Annotated in this window: 12 protein-coding genes, 2 tRNA genes and 3 rRNA genes (1 of these 17 running past the window's edge); 7 read left to right on the forward strand and 10 right to left on the reverse strand. The window is 41.6% G+C overall.

Going from position 1 to position 17646, the window contains the following annotated elements; translation table 11 throughout:
* The first annotated feature begins 14 nt into the window (after positions 1–14).
* Positions 15–1409 (forward strand): membrane-bound lytic murein transglycosylase MltF, encoded by a 1395-nt coding sequence (gene mltF / locus AU255_RS00325; protein ID WP_143735931.1) that lies wholly within the window; start codon positions 15–17, stop codon positions 1407–1409.
* 302 nt (positions 1410–1711) lie between these two features.
* The gene (locus AU255_RS00330) at positions 1712–1915 is read left to right on the forward strand and encodes a cold-shock protein (protein ID WP_080521021.1); all 204 of its coding nucleotides are present in this window, start codon (positions 1712–1714) and stop codon (positions 1913–1915) included.
* A 28-nt stretch (positions 1916–1943) separates the two neighbouring features.
* On the opposite strand, the gene AU255_RS00335 is transcribed toward AU255_RS00330, so the two are convergent.
* Entirely contained in the window at positions 1944–3428 is a 1485-nt protein-coding gene (locus tag AU255_RS00335) for a cobyric acid synthase (RefSeq protein ID WP_080521022.1), read from the reverse strand.
* Positions 3429–3485: 57 nt separating this feature from the next.
* Here AU255_RS00335 and cbiB point away from each other — a divergent pair, with 57 nt between their 5' ends.
* The 3 genes from cbiB (at position 3486) to AU255_RS00350 (ending at position 6264) form a co-directional block, all read left to right on the forward strand.
* Positions 3486–4403, forward strand: coding sequence for an adenosylcobinamide-phosphate synthase CbiB (cbiB, locus tag AU255_RS00340; protein ID WP_080521023.1), 918 nt, complete (start codon positions 3486–3488; stop codon positions 4401–4403).
* Positions 4396–5433 carry a threonine-phosphate decarboxylase CobD gene (cobD, locus tag AU255_RS00345; protein WP_080521024.1) on the forward strand — a complete coding sequence of 346 codons (1038 nt, stop codon included), beginning with the start codon at positions 4396–4398 and terminating at the stop codon, positions 5431–5433. Before cbiB ends, cobD begins: the two co-directional genes overlap by 8 nt.
* Positions 5434–5616: 183 nt before the next feature.
* Positions 5617–6264, forward strand: a complete 648-nt coding sequence (locus tag AU255_RS00350) for a carbonic anhydrase family protein (RefSeq protein ID WP_198942504.1) — start codon at positions 5617–5619, stop codon at positions 6262–6264.
* Positions 6265–6525: 261 nt separating this feature from the next.
* On the opposite strand, the gene holA is transcribed toward AU255_RS00350, so the two are convergent.
* The 3 genes from holA to leuS are packed head-to-tail and all read right to left on the reverse strand — an operon-like array spanning position 6526 to position 10499.
* Positions 6526–7527 carry a DNA polymerase III subunit delta gene (gene holA / locus AU255_RS00355; protein WP_080521026.1) on the reverse strand — a complete coding sequence of 334 codons (1002 nt, stop codon included), beginning with the start codon at positions 7525–7527 and terminating at the stop codon, positions 6526–6528.
* Position 7528: 1 nt separating this feature from the next.
* Positions 7529–8059 carry an LPS-assembly lipoprotein LptE gene (locus tag AU255_RS00360; RefSeq protein ID WP_080521027.1) on the reverse strand — a complete coding sequence of 177 codons (531 nt, stop codon included), beginning with the start codon at positions 8057–8059 and terminating at the stop codon, positions 7529–7531.
* Complete coding sequence (gene leuS / locus AU255_RS00365) at positions 8052–10499, reverse strand: leucine--tRNA ligase (protein ID WP_080521028.1); 2448 nt, start codon at positions 10497–10499, stop codon at positions 8052–8054. The genes AU255_RS00360 and leuS overlap by 8 nt, the downstream gene beginning before the upstream one ends.
* Positions 10500–10581: 82 nt before the next feature.
* Here leuS and AU255_RS00370 point away from each other — a divergent pair, with 82 nt between their 5' ends.
* Positions 10582–11070: a zinc ribbon-containing protein gene (locus AU255_RS00370; RefSeq protein ID WP_080521029.1), complete on the forward strand. Its 489-nt coding sequence runs from the start codon at positions 10582–10584 to the stop codon at positions 11068–11070.
* A gap of 60 nt (positions 11071–11130) precedes the next feature.
* The gene (locus AU255_RS00375; protein WP_080521030.1) at positions 11131–11904 is read left to right on the forward strand and encodes a ParA family protein; all 774 of its coding nucleotides are present in this window, start codon (positions 11131–11133) and stop codon (positions 11902–11904) included.
* 78 nt (positions 11905–11982) lie between these two features.
* Here AU255_RS00375 and lnt read toward each other — a convergent pair whose 3' ends face one another.
* The 6 genes from lnt to AU255_RS00405 form a co-directional block, all read right to left on the reverse strand.
* Positions 11983–13461 carry an apolipoprotein N-acyltransferase gene (lnt, locus tag AU255_RS00380; protein WP_143735818.1) on the reverse strand — a complete coding sequence of 493 codons (1479 nt, stop codon included), beginning with the start codon at positions 13459–13461 and terminating at the stop codon, positions 11983–11985.
* Between the two features lie 171 nt (positions 13462–13632).
* Positions 13633–13747 (reverse strand): 5S ribosomal RNA (gene rrf, locus AU255_RS00385).
* Positions 13748–13913: 166 nt separating this feature from the next.
* Positions 13914–16802: ribosomal RNA gene (locus tag AU255_RS00390) — 23S ribosomal RNA — on the reverse strand.
* Between the two features lie 372 nt (positions 16803–17174).
* Positions 17175–17250 (reverse strand) — tRNA-Ala (locus AU255_RS00395).
* 173 nt (positions 17251–17423) lie between these two features.
* A tRNA-Ile gene (locus AU255_RS00400) sits at positions 17424–17500 on the reverse strand.
* An 81-nt stretch (positions 17501–17581) separates the two neighbouring features.
* Positions 17582–17646, reverse strand: a 16S ribosomal RNA gene (locus AU255_RS00405) (it continues 1474 nt past the right edge of the window).
* Together the 16S, 23S and 5S rRNA genes with 2 tRNA genes alongside form the textbook arrangement of a ribosomal RNA operon.

The following is a 17646-nucleotide window of genomic DNA, read 5'->3' on the forward strand; positions in this document are numbered from 1 at the left end:
TCGCTTTTTTTTGCTTGAGTGCTTGCGATCCACAAGCTCAAAACAAGCCACAGGCGCCTGAAAATAGTGTTAAATATGAAAATCAACTTGAGCGAGTCAGAAAAGCTGGTGTATTAACTGTCTTAACCCGCTATGACCCAACGACCTATTATGAAGCCGCAGATGGATACTCTGGCCTGGAGTATGACTTGGTACAATTATTTGCAGAGCATTTACAGGTTAAAAGTAAATTTATTATTCCAGATACTTTTTCAGATATTTTACAAAAAACACAAGCCGGTGAAGCAGACTTTGCGGCTGCGGGAATCAGCATTACTGAAAGCCGTAAACAGCAATTTTTATTCGCGCCTCACTATCACAAAATTACCGAACAAGTTATCTACCGTACTGGGTCAAATCGTCCCAAAAATACAAGTGACCTGACAGATGGCATTCTAGAGATTGCAAAAGGCACCAGCCATGCGGAAAGCCTTGTTAAATTACAAAAAACAACCCCGCAACTACAATGGCTAACTAATGATAAGCTAGATACAAATAGCTTGCTATATCTGGTTAATGAGAGACTGATTGACTATACTATCGCTGACTCAAATCAAATCACTTTAATTCGTCGTTTTTATCCCAAATTAAATGTTGCATTTACCATTAGTCCCACTCGCCATCTTGCCTGGGCATTTAAGAAATCTGGTGACTTAAGTTTATATAATGAAGCTGTACTTTTTTTTAAAAAAATTAAAAAAAGCAAAAAACTAGAGCAATTAATTGAACGACATTACGGTCATACACGTAATATAACATATGTAGGAAACTGCTCTTTTCGTCTCCATCTTCAGAGTCTCCTGCCAAAATATCAGGAATTATTTCAAGGGGCTGCCGACAAATACGCATTTGACTGGCGATTATTAGCCGCAATTAGTTATCAGGAATCTCACTGGACTGAAAACGCCGTTTCTCCTACAGGCGTAAAAGGTCTAATGATGTTAACCAAAGCCGCAGCCGACCAGGTTGGCGTAAAAGACCGTACTAAACCTAAAGACAGTATTTTTGGTGGAGCCTCATACCTCAAGCAACGCTTGAAAAAAACGCCAGAACGTATTCCAGAGCCAGATCGTACCTGGTTTGCCCTGGCATCTTATAATATCGGTTTTGGTCACCTGGAAGATGCCAGGGTTATCACTCAAAAATTAGGTAAAAATCCCGACAAATGGATTGATGTCAAACAATCCTTACCCTTGTTAACAAAAAAAAGATGGTTTACCAAGACTAAACATGGCTATGCCAGAGGCAAAGAGCCGGTAATGTATGTGGATAATATTCGCAATTATCTAGATTTATTAATCTGGTATACAAGCAATAAAGAAATCACTGAGATGTCGACAATGCAACCCAATGCAATGTCATTTTATTAATACTGTATTTGAGCGTACTCAATGAGATAATATCTTTGTGTCAACTGACGTAGACCAGTTAACGTAAAAAATAATTTTTGGTTAAACCATTAATTATTCTATACACCAGTAAAATATCGACCTCATTTATACGAAGTATATGCTAATTTTGGCAGTTACAAACACAATTGATAGCATCCTTTACTAAATAGCGGTAAAATGCAAAATATCAGAAAGCAGTGTTTGAACTAGCGACAAAGTTCCTTGTTATCAGGTGTTATTCTGTTATCGCCATATATTTTTATTTTTTTAGGAGTTTTTCAATGGCAACGGGTAAAGTAAAGTGGTTTAACAACACCAAAGGCTTTGGGTTTATAGAGCAGTCTGACGGCGGCGATGATGTTTTTGTACATCACTCAGTTATCCAGGGTGAAGGATTTAAAACTCTGGAACCTAATCAAACGGTTACTTATGATGTAGAAACGGGTGCAAAAGGTTTATCTGCTGTAAATGTAGTCGCACAGTAATGATAATGCACATCCTAAAAAGGCTCCTTTAAGGAGTCTTTTTTTTGCTTGCCACAAAAGACTGACACGCGTCCTCTAATAATTGCATATTCATAAATTGCTTAACAGTTGCCGCCATAAGTTCTATGCCCTGCTCACGCAAAGTCTCAAAATCAATGGGTTGACTATTTTTTGCTCCCGCCCAGTGCAACAGAGAAGCATACGCACCAGGACTATCAAATAAGCCATGTAAATAAGTACCTAAAATTTGTTGATCTGGCGACAAACTTCCTTCCATCTCACCGTTTTCCAGCCTGATCACTGGGTTTGACAAAGCATTCCCCGATGAAATTCCTGCATGTATCTCATAACCCTTTACACGCGCATCAGCCATTAAAAGCTGGCCAGTAAGCTGTTTTAATTGCTTTTCATTTGTTAAAGTCGTTTGCATATCTAATAAACCCAGACCGGGACTAGATCCGGCTTCACCCTCAACCCCATGCGGATCATGCACCCAACAGCCCAGCATTTGATAACCTCCACATACACCTATTACTTTTCCACCGTAACGTAAGTGGCGCAAAATTACTGACTCCCAACCATTTTCTCTAAGCCATACCAAATCATCGCGGACAGACTTACTACCAGGTAAAATAATCAAATCTGTTTTGCCCATTAATTCCGGATTTCTGCAAAAGTCAATATCCACTGCTGAATTCAAACGCAATACATCAAAATCAGTATGATTACTCATTCTTGGTATTCGAGGCACAACAATATTAAATAATTCTGTGTCCATTTTAGGCTGTTCAACAGCCACGCTATCTTCAGATTCCAGATACAAGTCATGCAGATATGGCAAAACACCAAATACCGGTTTCCCAGTTCGTTGCTCCAGCCAGTCTATGCCTGGTTGTAATATATCAATATCTCCGCGAAAGCGATTAATCACAAAACCCAGTATGCGCTGCTGCTCGGATTCACTTAATAATTCCAGAGTTCCCACTAAATGTGCAAAGACCCCTCCTCTTTCAATATCTGCAACTAAAATAACCGGACAATCCACTGCCTCTGCAAAGCCCATATTGGCCACATCACCCTGTCTTAAATTTATTTCTGCAGGACTTCCAGCCCCTTCTACAATAATGCGCTGATATTGTTCCAGCAAACGCTGAAAAGAATCTAATACTACCGGCATCGCTTGTGTCTTGTAGGCATGATAAGATTTTGCCCCTAAATTCTTAACAGCCTTACCCTGCAAAATCAGCTGAGCTGTTTTATCCGAATTAGGCTTAAGTAAAACAGGATTCATATCGGTATGCGGGCTTAAGCCACATGCCTGAGCCTGTACTGCCTGAGCTCTGCCAATTTCTCCGCCTTCAGCTGTTACCGCACTATTTAATGCCATATTCTGAGGTTTAAAAGGTGCGACTAATTCTCCTTGCTGCTGGTAATAACGACATAACCCTGTTACCAAAGCACTTTTCCCCGCATCAGAGGTTGTACCCTGTACCATTAATGTTATTGCTTGCATTTAAATTCCTTTAATGGCATTGTTGCAGCCTTTTTACTCTAAATTACTTGTGGCTAAATGACTGTTGCACTTGCCCTGTTAATCGCTTTAATACTAGATGCCCTTTTAGGCGAACCCAAAAAAGCCCACCCTCTAATTATATTTGGAGCCTGGGCTGGCTATATTGAAGAGCGACTTATTTTACCTAGGGATAGATCGAATATATATCAAAAGATAAATGGGCTACTCGCTTTAGTGCTAACTACTTTACCTATTACCGGAATAATATTTATTATCACGCGATTGCCATTGCTTAATGACATATTGAGCCCCGTAATACTTTATCTTTGTATTGCACCTAAAAGTTTGATACAACATACTCTAGCAATTTACCAACCATTACAGAAGGGAAATTTAACCCAGGCACGGCATGCTCTTTCCATGATCGTAAGCCGTGAAACTGGGCAAATGGATGTTCAATCTATACGTAAAGCAACCATAGAAAGCACCCTGGAAAATGGCGCCGATGCGATATTTGCACCTATTTTCTGGTTTGTGATCGCAGGCCCTGCAGGGGCTATTTTTTACCGTTTAAGCAACACCTTAGATGCGATGTGGGGTTATAAAAACAGTCGTTATTATTATTTTGGGTTTGCTGCCGCGCGCTTAGACGATATTTTAAACTGGATACCGGCACGCTTAACCGCCTTATCCTACCTTTTACTCGGAGATATGCATAAAGCCTGGACCTGCTATCAACAACAAAGTCCCTGTTGCGAAAGCCCCAACGCTGGGGTGGTGATGAGCACAGGCGCAGGTAGCTTAAATGTAAACTTAGGTGGACCGGCAATCTATCATGGCCAGCCCAAAATCAAACCCATATTGGGCACAGAACGCATAGCTACAAACCAGGATATTAAGCGGGCTAATCTGTTAATTTTCTTAACAACCCTGCTTTGGCTAGCGCTTATCAGTCTGGGAGAAACACTTGCTTAAACATGGCGGGCGCATACTGGAAGCAGCACAGCAGTATCAAATCCCTGTTTCTGAATGGCTGGACCTATCCACAGGAATCAATCCTAATGGCTATCCTGTTCCCACTATTCCAGATTCGATCTGGCAGCGCCTACCTGAAGAGCAAGATGGACTTATCACTGCCGCTCAAAAATACTATCAATGCCAATCACTAATTGCTGTCGCTGGCTCCCAGGCAGCTATTCAAAGCTTACCTTTACTTCGCACTCGTGGCACAACAGGCATTGTTACGCCCTCTTATGCAGAACACACTTATGCCTGGGAAAAAGCAGGACATAAAATAGTACATATAAGTTCCAATGAGATTAATCAGCATATCAGTGAGTTAGACACTTTAATTTTAGTTAACCCAAACAACCCCACTGCCTGCACATTTAGCCAAAAACAATGCCTGAGCTGGCTAGAGAATTTAAATCAAAGACAAGGCTGGCTTATTATTGATGAAGCTTTTATCGATAGTACTCCAGAGTTAAGTTTAAGCCAGCTACAGCCTCTGGCTGGCTTGATAATTCTTCGCTCTATAGGAAAGTTTTTCGGTTTGGCAGGATTGAGAGCAGGGTTTGTTTTGGCAGAACCCACTATTTTAAATAATCTGAATAAATTACTTGGTCCCTGGACGCTGAGTAACCCTGGTCGTTTTGTTTGCGCTCATGCATTGCAAGATACAAGTTGGCATAAACAGATGCGTCTGCAGTTATTACAACAAAGCCGGCGTTTACAAGCATTACTGATAAACTATCAACTGAAACCTGCAGGCTCCACTCAACTTTTCCAGTGGGTGCAAACAGAAGATGCTGCCCATATACATCAACAACTTGCTACACAAGCTGTATTTACTCGCCTTTTCAGCGAGCCAACCAGCCTTCGTTTTGGTTTACCTGCTAATGAACCGGAATGGCAGCATTTAGAATCAGCATTACAATATTTAGCAGCTCTATGTCGCCACAAGAATCGTCCATCAATGCAACACATATTACAACAATCAATTTAATCATCACATCGAGGAAATCGAATCACGTTTCTTGATAGATCCATACGAGTCTGCTATCTTCTTCATTAAATTCGAAATAACTCATGGATTATTAATATGCATAACGATCAAACATCGCGGCTTTTTCTTTTAAGCTTCTTTTGTTTATTATTTTTAGGCTGTTCAAGCAAGCAAACCAGCACAATGGCTGAGACCAAACCCGTTGTTGCAACTATCGTAACGCAGGAACAGCAAAACAATTTAACTCCGAATGATGTTATTTCCTGGCTAAAAGCAGGTAACCAGCGTTTTGTAAGCGGGGTTGTTACCAATCGAGATCACTCTGAACAAGTACGTTTAGCTGCATTCGGGCAGTACCCCAAGGGCATCATCCTGTCCTGTATTGATTCCAGAGTTCCCATTGAAGATGTATTTGACCTGGGAATAGGTGATGTGTTTGTAGCAAGAGTTGCCGGCAATTTTGAAAATACTGACATTCTTGGCAGTATGGAATATGCATGCAAGGTTGTTGGCTCCAAACTGGTACTCGTTCTAGGGCATGAACAATGCGGCGCAATTAAAGCGACTATAAATGGCGTAAAATTGGGCAATATTACTTCGATGCTGGAAAATATCCAGCCTGCGGTTCAACACTTTGATAATTATAAAGGCAGTAAAACCAGTAAAAACAAAGAATTTGTCCATATGGTTGCGGAGCAGAATGTCTGGGACACTATTGAAAATATCAGACTCTATAGCCCAATATTAAGAGACATGGAAAAAAGTGGCCAAATCAAGATTATTGGTGGTATGTACGATATGAGTACCGGTGTAGTGCATTTTTATGATTGAAATAATATTCATTCCTCTGCATACTTAAAAATTGGCTATATGTATGCATTAAGTGTTGGTAATTATATATGGGTATTTTTAACTAACTAGACTTACAAATGCAGTGCCTTTATATAAGAGCACAAAGGATTGGTACTGAGCGGATGAATAAGTACACAGCACTTCAAAAGAAATTATATTTTGTGCGGTATCTATTTAAATACCGCTTACAGGTTGTTGTCATTTCTCCCTCCATTCCGTCAGTTCTGTATTAAAAATTTTCTATTTCGCCAACATTAAGCTAATTTCCAATAAACTCTCCCAGCAATCGCCCGCTTGCTCACCTTTAATCTGACGATCTGTTTTAGCCGCCAGCAATAATGCATTCAATAAATTTTGCCTGGTGAGTTTACTTAAAGCATAGCTAACCAGTTTTTGTCGCTTATCCCACACTTGATGTTGCATAAAAACAGTATTACGTGGCTGACCCATTTGTAATTGCTGTTGTATACTAATTAAGGAACGTATTTCACGCGTTAATGCCCAAAGTACAATTGGTGCGGCAATACCCTCGTGCCGTACTCCTAGCAGAATTTTATTGACACGCTCTACTCGACCTGACAAAGCAGCATTAACCAGATTAAAAACATCGTACCGTGAAGCATCCACAACCACTTCCTCTATCTGCTGCGTGGTTAAAGTGGCTGGTCCATACAGCACATACAGCTTTTCTATTTCCTGATTTGCAGCCAGTAAATTTCCCTCTACTCGCGAGGCAATCAATCCCTGCCCCTGCTTGTTGGTACTCAAACCTTTACGTTGCATACGCTGTTGAATCCATTGCACTAAGTCATTTCCTTGTAAAGGCCAGACCTGAATAATAACGCCATGTCTTTCCAGAGTCGTTACCCATTTTGACTTGGTCGCATTTTTTTCCAGCTTAGCTGCAGTAATTAATAACAGCGTATCTTCTGGAGATCGCTCACAGTAACTGACAAGTGCCTTACTACCTTCCATACCTGGTTTTCCCGAGGGAAGGCGCAAATCAATAATTTTCTTATCTGAGAAGATGGACATTGCATTTGCAGCTTGCATGAAGTCTTGCCATGAAAAATGGGCATCAACCGTTAATAATTCACGATTTTCATAGCCTGCGTTTTTAGCTGCTAGACGCACTGCATCAGCGGCTTCTCCTAATTGTAATGGTTCATCACCGCTAATAAAATAAATCGGTACAAGCTTCTTTGCTAGTGCAGCTGGTAGTTGCTCTGCTTTTAACCTCATATTATGGATATGTTTTCTTAAGCTCTGCCCGTGCTCTTTGAATTACCGAGCGTACTGCCTCATCATACAGTTCCTGACGCAAAACAATTTCTTCATTATCTTTGGAAAGTAAAGTCTCACTACTCTGCGCGTTATAGTACGTCTTCATAACCTCAATGGTTTGATTGGACACTAGTGTATTTCCTTCACCATCTAACAGATCGAAACTTAAACGATAAATTAATTCAAACTCGTTAGAATATCCTGTGGAACTAAGCGAAATTGTTCTTCGCTGGTAAAATTCATCGAGTACATTCAATATCATGCCTGCTTCACCAGCTGTTGCGACTAACTCGCCTGAGGTCCCTCGGAATGTTCGCTCAATAGCAGCGGCTAGTTCAGGCGAGTCGCCTTTTACATACATTTTCTTTAATGCTTCAGGTAATTCTAGTGCTCCACGCAAATGATAACCACAGGCGGTTAACATCAGCAAAGTTACTAAAAGCAGACCACCTCTAATAGCTAATCTGTCTTTGATAGAGAAATTAAACAACGATACTCACCAGTTTTTTTGGCACAACAATCAGTTTTTTTACTGTTTTACCTTCAAGAAAGCGCATCACATTTTGTTCAGCTAAAGCGAGCACTTCGATTTCCTTTTTACTAGCGGTCGAGGCAACCATTATCTTGCCACGCAGCTTGCCATTGATTTGTACTATCATTTGTAATTCATCTTGAACTAATGCAGATTTATCTGCTACTGGCCAGGTTCGATTAATATCTTCTGTTTTACCTAAACCTTTCCATAATTCTTGACAAATATGCGGCACTATAGGATAAAGCATCAGCACTATCGTTTCTAAAGCTTCCTGACGTATGGCTGTCGCATTGCCACCTTGATCATTAAACCGGGATAAAGTGTTTAATAGCTCCATATTGGTCGCAATTGCAGTATTAAAATGATGTCTGCGGCCAATATCATCAGTTACTTTTTCAATTGCATAGTGTACTTGCCTGCGTAATTCTTTCTCTGTACCAGTCAAGTTTTGCTTATCTAATATTGAACCGAACTCTCCTGCATCAACATGTAAATGCACTTGCCGCCATAATCGTTTTAAAAATCTGAAGCCGCCCTCCACTCCACTGTCTGACCATTCTAAGGATTGTTCTGGTGGCGCTGCGAACATAATAAATAGGCGCACTGTATCTGCGCCATATTCTGCAATTAAATGTTGAGGATCGACAGTATTACCTTTGGATTTTGACATCTTCGTTCCATCCATTAACACCATACCCTGGGTTAATAAATTGTTAAACGGTTCATCACAAACCAATAAGCCTTCATCACGCATTAATTTAGTAAAAAAACGTGCGTAGAGTAAATGTAAAATAGCATGTTCAATTCCTCCTATATATTGATCAACCGGCAACCAGTATTTAGCACTTGCATCCAGCATTGAATCAGCCTTACTACTTGCATATCGAGCAAAATACCATGATGATTCCATAAAAGTATCGAAGGTATCAGTCTCCCGTTTTGCTAATTTGCCGCATTTGGGGCAATCAGCATGCAAAAATGCCTCATGAGTCACAAGTGGAGAATTTGAACCGTCTAAGACCACATCTTTAGGTAATTCAACTGGCAAATCTGTTTCAGGCACGGGTACCGTACCACAAACATCACAATAAATAATGGGAATCGGCGCTCCCCAATAACGCTGTCTTGAAACTCCCCAATCATGCAACCGGAAATTAATTTTACGCTGTCCTGTACCTTCTCTTTCTAATTTTTCAGCGATTGCATTAACTGCTTCAGCCGAACTTAAACCATCAAATTCTGCAGAATTTCGTAAAATACCTTTATCTGTAAAAGCATGTTCAGCAATGCTGTCATCACTATCATTTGCTGAATAAATAACCTGTTTTATATTAATACCATATTTCAACGCAAATTCGTAATCACGCTGGTCATGAGCGGGTACTGACATTACAGCACCTGTACCATAGCTCATCAGTACAAAGTTCGCAATCCAAACAGGTATTAGCTCACCTGTGACCGGATGTTTTGCTTTAAAGCCTGAATTAATACCTTTCTTTTCCATGGTTTCTAAAGCAGCTTCCGAGGTTTCCGTATGCCGACATTCTGTTAGAAAAGCATTAATTTCAACACTCTCTTTCGCTGCCTGTAATGCTAATGGGTGTTCAGCTGCGACTGCTAAATAGGTAACACCCATTAAGGTATCTGGACGTGTAGTATAGATTTCAACATCGCCCAACTCATCATCAACCGCAAAAGTCATTTCCAGACCTTCAGAACGGCCAATCCAGTTAGCTTGCATAGTTTTGACTTGTTCTGGCCAGCCAGGCATTTTATCTAACGAAGTGAGTAACTCATCAGCATAGGCCGTTATTCTTAAAAACCATTGCGAAATATCTTTTTTCTCTACAGCGGTATCACAACGCCAGCAACAACCATCAATAACCTGCTCATTCGCTAATACAGTTTGATCATTAGGGCACCAGTTGACGGCTGAAGTTTTTTTATAAACTAAGTCTTTTTCAAGTAACTGCAAAAAAAACCATTGCTCCCAACGATAATAGCTTGGATCACAGGTAGCTAATTCACGACTCCAGTCATAGCCAAACCCCAGCTCCTTTAATTGATTACGCATGTAGTCGATATTTTCATAAGTCCACGTTGCAGGATGAACATTGTGCTTCATGGCAGCATTTTCTGCTGGCAAGCCAAAGGCATCCCAGCCCATAGGTTGCATTACATTCTTGCCTTGCATACGCTGGTAGCGACTAATCACATCACCAATCGTATAATTGCGTACATGCCCCATATGCAGGCGACCACTAGGATAAGGGAACATGGATAAGCAAAAATACTTCTCTTTGCTCTCGTCATCAGAAGCTTGAAATATGCCCGATTTTTCCCATTGAGCCTGTACTTCGGCCTCAATTTCTAGTGGTTTGTAATTTTCTTGCATTGTTACTCGTATTTTTGCATTCAAAAGCGTTAGAATACCTTACAGTGAACTAAATCTAAAGCCTTTTTAGGGAGTGATTCTTATGAGTGAAAATAAATTAACCAAAGCCTACAACGACTTTATGGAGTATATGTATGAAGCAACGGATGATACCATTCATACAATTGCTGAAAAGCTGGATGCTGCTAAAGACAAGATAAGTGAAATTGGAGGCTTATCGCAGGAAGAAATTAACCATGTCGCCGATTCTGTGTCCAGAGACGTTCATCATGCTGCTGAATCCTTACCTGACAACAGTAACGATTCGTTGTCAGAGTGGCTTAAATTTGATATAGAATTATTAGAAAATTTTGCTCTGGATTCGTTTCTTAACGTTGCGGATAAAACCAGTATAGAGTTAGCGCAATTATCAGAAACAGCAAAACAATACAGCCACCCTTATAAAACTGGAGAGTTAACAGCGCCTGGCACATTAAGCTGTAAAAAATGTGGTAAAGTAATTGCCTTTAAAAGTACCAGTATTATTCCTGAATGTCCTGAATGCGGAGCAAATACTTTTATACGCATATAATTTTAATTTTAATTTTACATATAATAAAACTTTCAATGTTTGCTACTATCGGAGAATAAAATGCGCAGGGTAATTTTTAATCAAAAAGGCGGTGTAGGAAAATCAACCATTACATGTAACTTAGCAGCAATTAGCGCTATGGAAGGTAAACGAACCTTAGTCATTGATCTTGATATACAGGGAAATGCAACTCAGTATCTTTTGGGACAAAAGGTTAAAGATTCAGATAAAACCATTGCCCATTTTTTTAAGGGTTGTTTAAGCCTTTCGTTGTTCGGTGGCCCAGCAGCAGGCATTCAAGACCTTATTCACGAATCTCCTTTTCCTAATTTATTTGTATTACCCTCACACCCTGAACTAGAACCTTTACAGGGTCGTTTGGAATCACGTTACAAAATCTTCAAACTTAAAGAAGAACTGGATAAGCTTGAAGACTTTGATGAAATCTATATTGATACCCCGCCAGTACTAAATTTTTATAGCCAATCAGCACTGATTGCAGCAAATAAATGCTTAATCCCATTTGACTGTGATACTTTCGCCCGAGAAGCACTCTATACACTGATGCAGACTTTAAGTGAAGTAAGGGCAGACCATAATGCAAATCTGGAAATTGAAGGCATTATTGTCAATCAATTTCAAGCCCAGGCACGTTTACCTAGGCAGCTAGTAGAAGAGCTTATTGCTGAGGGCTTACCCATGTTAAACAGTAAAATATCACCTTCTGTTAAGGTTCGTGAATCACATACTGAGTCTCAGCCACTAGTACACTATGCGCCTAACCATAAACTCACGAATGAATTCCGTGAACTGCATATAGAAATTCATAGCTAATAAATCTCGATGCATAAATGGGTGGAATAAAACGACTCCATAGCCGCGTAATTAAACCCATTAATTTAGACTTACATACTAATTTTTTAAAAAATATCTGTTGATAAACGAATACAACAATATTAATGAAATAATCAGAATAGTGGGTTTATCTCCCATCCGAGAATAAGGAGTCATACCGCTCATGGGTTCAATATCTGAAGTTATTGTAACTCTTTGCATTACCGGTGCCTGATTCACGATCTTACCTTTTTCCGAGACAATTGCACTGACCCCTGTATTCGTTACTCGTAATAAATATCGCCCAGCTTCTAATGCGCGCATTCTAGCAATTTGCATATGCTGATAAGGTTCAATCGAACCATCAAACCAGCCATCATTCGTCACATTCACAAGAAATTTTGCCTGTTCTACATGGCGAATACTTTGTTCTCCAAAAGCATCTTCATAGCAAATAGACGTTACAAAGTAGTGCCCTGCTACATTTAGTAAAGGCTGATCAATTTCGCCAGAACTAAATTTGCCTAAGCGAACATTCATTAATCCCAGCAAGTAACCCGAGACGGGTTGCCAAGGCAAATATTCACCAAATGGCAATAAATGAATCTTTTTATACATAGCACGATTTTTGCCCAGAACCAGGACAGAATTGAACAAGTTTCCTGCTTTGTCTTTGTAAGGCAGACTGGTAATAATATCAGCATTATTTGCGACTGCCTCTTGCTCCAAGGGCAATAAATAGTCCTGCTTTACATCTTCAAAATAGGCAGGAATAGCTGTTTCTGGCCAGATAATGAGGTCAGATTGCCAATGTGCAGCACTATCATCATAATATTGTTTTAAAGTAGCATTTCTATTCTCAACAGCCCATTTATCCTTTTGTGCAATATTTCCCTGAATCAAGCTGACTGTAAGTGACTTTCCTGAAATAGTAGTCCACTGCACAGTCTGTAATAACACACCAATACTCACTAGAGTAATAATTGCGAAAAAATACCGGCTACTATATTGTTTCTTTAATAAAGATTCAGCCATCAAGGCAGAAATTATTGCTATGATTAACCCTGTTCCATAAGCACCCATTACGGGCACATAACCCGATAAAGGTGTATCCAATTGACTATAAGCAACCTGCAACCAGGGAAAGCCGCCTAAAACCCATTTTCCCCGAATATATTCGACAAACATCCAGACAGATGCAAAAACAAACCAGTCAAGATCATTATTAACACGATTTTTTACATATAGAAACGCTGAAATAGCTGGAAAGAGCGCCCAAAAACTGCAATATAGCAGAGTCATAAGCAATGGAAGCAAATAACCCGACTGTTCATTCACCACCATACTGACAAAGACCCAGGAAACACCAAGCCCAAACAAACCAAGTCCAAACAGGAAACCTCTTAACGTTGCCCTTTTAACACTAAGTTCTGCTAAGGAGAATTTAAGAAATGCCAAGGCAAAAAAGACTAAAAAGGAAAAATCAAATGGCGAAAACGATAGTGAAAATAAAATGCCTGCAATAACGGCAAATACATCACCCCATGCAGATTTCATTAGCTTGACCATAAAAACACTACTGTACTGATTCTGAAATATAGAGATGGAGTGCAGCAAAAGCTTTAACTATTGCCGTTCCACACAGAGTAATAGCGATTGCCATTGTACCGCAAAGTAGCAGGCAAAAAAAAACCCAAACTGTTTAGAGTTTGGGTTTTAGAATTAAGAGCTTGGCAATTCCCTACTTTCACATGGATAAATCCACACTATCATCGGCACTAAGCGGTTTCACTTCCGAGTTCGAGATGGGATCGGGTGGTTCACGCTCGCTATGGTCACCAAGCAATCGGTGTTAATTGACTACTCCTTAGTATGAGTATCAATCGTCTCTCCTTTAACTTTACAGTTAAAGCATTGGAAATCTGTGCTGTCTGAGTTTAAATGTCGTTCTCTTACAGTAAAAACGTGTTGTCTGCTTTTGATATAAAGCCAAACGTATTTGGTGTTATATGGTCAAGCCTCACGGGCAATTAGTACAAGTTAGCTTCACACATTACTGCGCGTCCACACCTTGCCTATCAACGTTGTAGTCTTCAACGGCCCTTCAGGGATATTAAATATCCAGTGAGATCTCATCTTGGGAGGGGCTTCCCGCTTAGATGCTTTCAGCGGTTATCCTGTCCGAACGTAGCTACCGGGCAATGCCATTGGCATGACAACCCGAACACCAGTGGTTCGTCCACTCCGGTCCTCTCGTACTAGGAGCAGCTTCCCTCAAATCTCAAACGCCCACGGCAGATAGGGACCGAACTGTCTCACGACGTTCTGAACCCAGCTCGCGTACCACTTTAAATGGCGAACAGCCATACCCTTGGGACCTGCTTCAGCCCCAGGATGTGATGAGCCGACATCGAGGTGCCAAACACCGCCGTCGATATGAACTCTTGGGCGGTATCAGCCTGTTATCCCCGGCGTACCTTTTATCCGTTGAGCGATGGCCCTTCCATTCAGAACCACCGGATCACTATGACCTACTTTCGTACCTGCTCGACCTGTCCGTCTCGCAGTCAAGCACCCTTATGCCATTGCACTAAACTCCTGATTTCCGACCAGGATTAGGGTACCTTCGTGCTCCTCCGTTACTCTTTGGGAGGAGACCGCCCCAGTCAAACTACCCACCATACACTGTCCCCAACCCCGATAAGGGGCCTAGGTTAGAACTTCAAACATACCAGGGTGGTATTTCAAGGTTGACTCCACCACAACTAGCGTCATGGTTTCATAGTCTCCCACCTATCCTACACAAGTAGGTTCAAAGTCCAGTGTAAAGCTATAGTAAAGGTGCACGGGGTCTTTCCGTCTAGCCGCGGGTATACGGCATCTTCACCGCAATTTCAATTTCACTGAGTCTCGGCTGGAGACAGTGTGGCCATCGTTACGCCATTCGTGCAGGTCGGAACTTACCCGACAAGGAATTTCGCTACCTTAGGACCGTTATAGTTACGGCCGCCGTTTACTGGGGCTTCGATCAAGAGCTTCTCCGAAGATAACCCCATCAATTAACCTTCCAGCACCGGGCAGGCGTCACACCCTATACGTCCACTTTCGTGTTTGCAGAGTGCTATGTTTTTGATAAACAGTCGCAGCCACCAATTTAATGCTGCCTTCTTCAGCTCCACGAGCAAGTCGCTTCACCTACAAAAGGCGTACCTTCTCCCGAAGTTACGGTACAATTTTGCCTAGTTCCTTCAGCCGAGTTCTCTCAAGCGCCTTAGAATTCTCATCCCACCCACCTGTGTCGGTTTGGGGTACGGCTTGTTTTAACCTGAAGCTTAGAGGTTTTTCTTGGAAGCATGGCATCAATCACTTCGCTTTTCACAAGGAAAAGCTCGTCATCACATCTCAGAATATAAGCGTCCGGATTTACCTAAACGCTCTCCCTACCTGCTTAAACATACTCTACCAATCGTATGCTGACCTAGCCTTCTCCGTCACCCCATCGCAGTTATAACAAGTACAGGAATATTAACCTGTTTTCCATCGACTACGCCTTTCGGCCTCGCCTTAGGTGCCGACTAACCCTGCGTCGATTAACGTTGCGCAGGAAACCTTGGGCTTTCGGCGTGGGGGTTTTTCACCCCCATTATCGTTACTCATGTCAGCATTCGCACTTCTGATATCTCCAGCCAACTTCTCAATTGACCTTCACAGACTTACAGAACGCTCCTCTACCACCTTACTAAAAGTAAGATCCGTAGCTTCGGTACTATGCTTAGCCCCGGTAAATCTTCCGCGCAAACCGACTCGACCAGTGAGCTATTACGCTTTCTTTAAAGGATGGCTGCTTCTAAGCCAACCTCCTGGCTGTCTGTGCCTTTTCACATCGTTTCCCACTGAGCATAGATTTTGGGACCTTAGCTGACGGTCTGGGCTGTTTCCCTTTTCACGACGGACCTTAGCACCCGCCGTGTGTCTCCCGTGCTAGAACTTGTTGGTATTCGGAGTTTGCAACGGTTTGGTAAGTCGGGATGACCCCCTAGCCGTAACAGTGCTCTACCCCCAACAGTTATACACGAGGCTCTACCTAAATAGATTTCGAGGAGAACCAGCTATCTCCGGGCTTGATTAGCCTTTCACTCCGATCCACAGCTCATCCGCTCATTTTTCAACATAAGTCGGTTCGGTCCTCCAGTAGGTATTACCCCACCTTCAACCTGGCCATGGATAGATCGCCCGGTTTCGGGTCTAATCCTAGCGACTAAACGCCCTATTAAGACTCGCTTTCGCTACGCCTCCCCTTCTCGGTTAAGCTTGCCACTAAGATTAAGTCGCTGACCCATTATACAAAAGGTACGCAGTCACGGAACAAGTCCGCTCCTACTGCTTGTACGCATACGGTTTCAGGATCTATTTCACTCCCCTCTCCGGGGTTCTTTTCGCCTTTCCCTCACGGTACTAGTTCACTATCGGTCGATAAGTAGTATTTAGCCTTAGAGGATGGTCCCCCTATCTTCAGACAACGTTTCACGTGCATCGCCCTACTTAATACGTTCTTTTTTGATTTCGTGTACGGGGCTATCACCCTGTATCGCCAGATTTTCCAGTCTGTTCCACTATCGCAAAAGACTCGGCTACTCCCCGTTCGCTCGCCGCTACTTAGGGAATCTCAATTGATTTCTTTTCCTCGGGGTACTTAGATGTTTCAGTTCTCCCGGTTCGCTTCTCTGACCCTATGTATTCAGGTCAGGATAATCTGCTTATGCAGATTGGGTTTCCCCATTCGGAAATTCGCGGATCAAAGTTTGTTTGAAAACTCCCCGCGACTTATCGCATCCTACAACGTCCTTCTTCGCCTCTTATCGCCTAGGCATCCACCGTATGCGCTTATTCACTTGACCATATAACCCAAATACGTCTTACACGCCCTCTTGCGAGGCTTTTCGATCGCTTGAATTATATGTCAGCTGACATTTTCGCTTTTTCTGCTTGAGAACTCATTTATTTCTTTTTCTCTTCACTTGCGTGAAAAGTCTATTTCTTAAACTCGTTTGAAACTTTTAGTTCGCTTATTTTTTATGTGTTGTCTTCTATTGTTAAAATAGTTAACATCGCATAATCCATAAACTTTCTTTAGTTTACTTTACAGATTTCCAAATTGTTAAAGAGCTTATTAGTTTAATCAACTAATTCTATAAATTCTCTCCGCAAGCCGTCTGCTTGCGTTTAAAGTTTATAGAATTAATTATTAGCTAATTCGTTTTATCGAGTGATGGTGGAGCCAGGGAGGATCGAACTCCCGACCTCCTGCGTGCAAGGCAGGCGCTCTCCCAGCTGAGCTATGGCCCCATGACTGGTTTGTGGGCTTTTTACGTCCCCTTTTAAGTCTAGTCCGTTATAAAGTAATGCGTTTCTTCATCGCTTTATAGCTTACTAGTATTTTGTGCCAGACAAGGTCAATAATGTGACCATGTACGTGTAAAAGTACATGTTGCATTATTTAACGCAGGATAGCGCAAAATTGGTGGGTCTGGGTGGATTCGAACCACCGACCTCACCCTTATCAGGGGTGCGCTCTAACCAACTGAGCTACAGACCCAATTAGTGCTTTTAAGGTCAGTCTCGATTTCTTTGATCAAAATAATTTGTTGTGGATACTCATACAGCATTGCATGCTTTGTAAGGAGGTGATCCAGCCCCAGGTTCCCCTAGGGCTACCTTGTTACGACTTCACCCCAGTCATGA

This window comes from Methyloprofundus sedimenti (assembly GCF_002072955.1).
Taxonomy (GTDB): domain Bacteria; phylum Pseudomonadota; class Gammaproteobacteria; order Methylococcales; family Methylomonadaceae; genus Methyloprofundus; species Methyloprofundus sedimenti.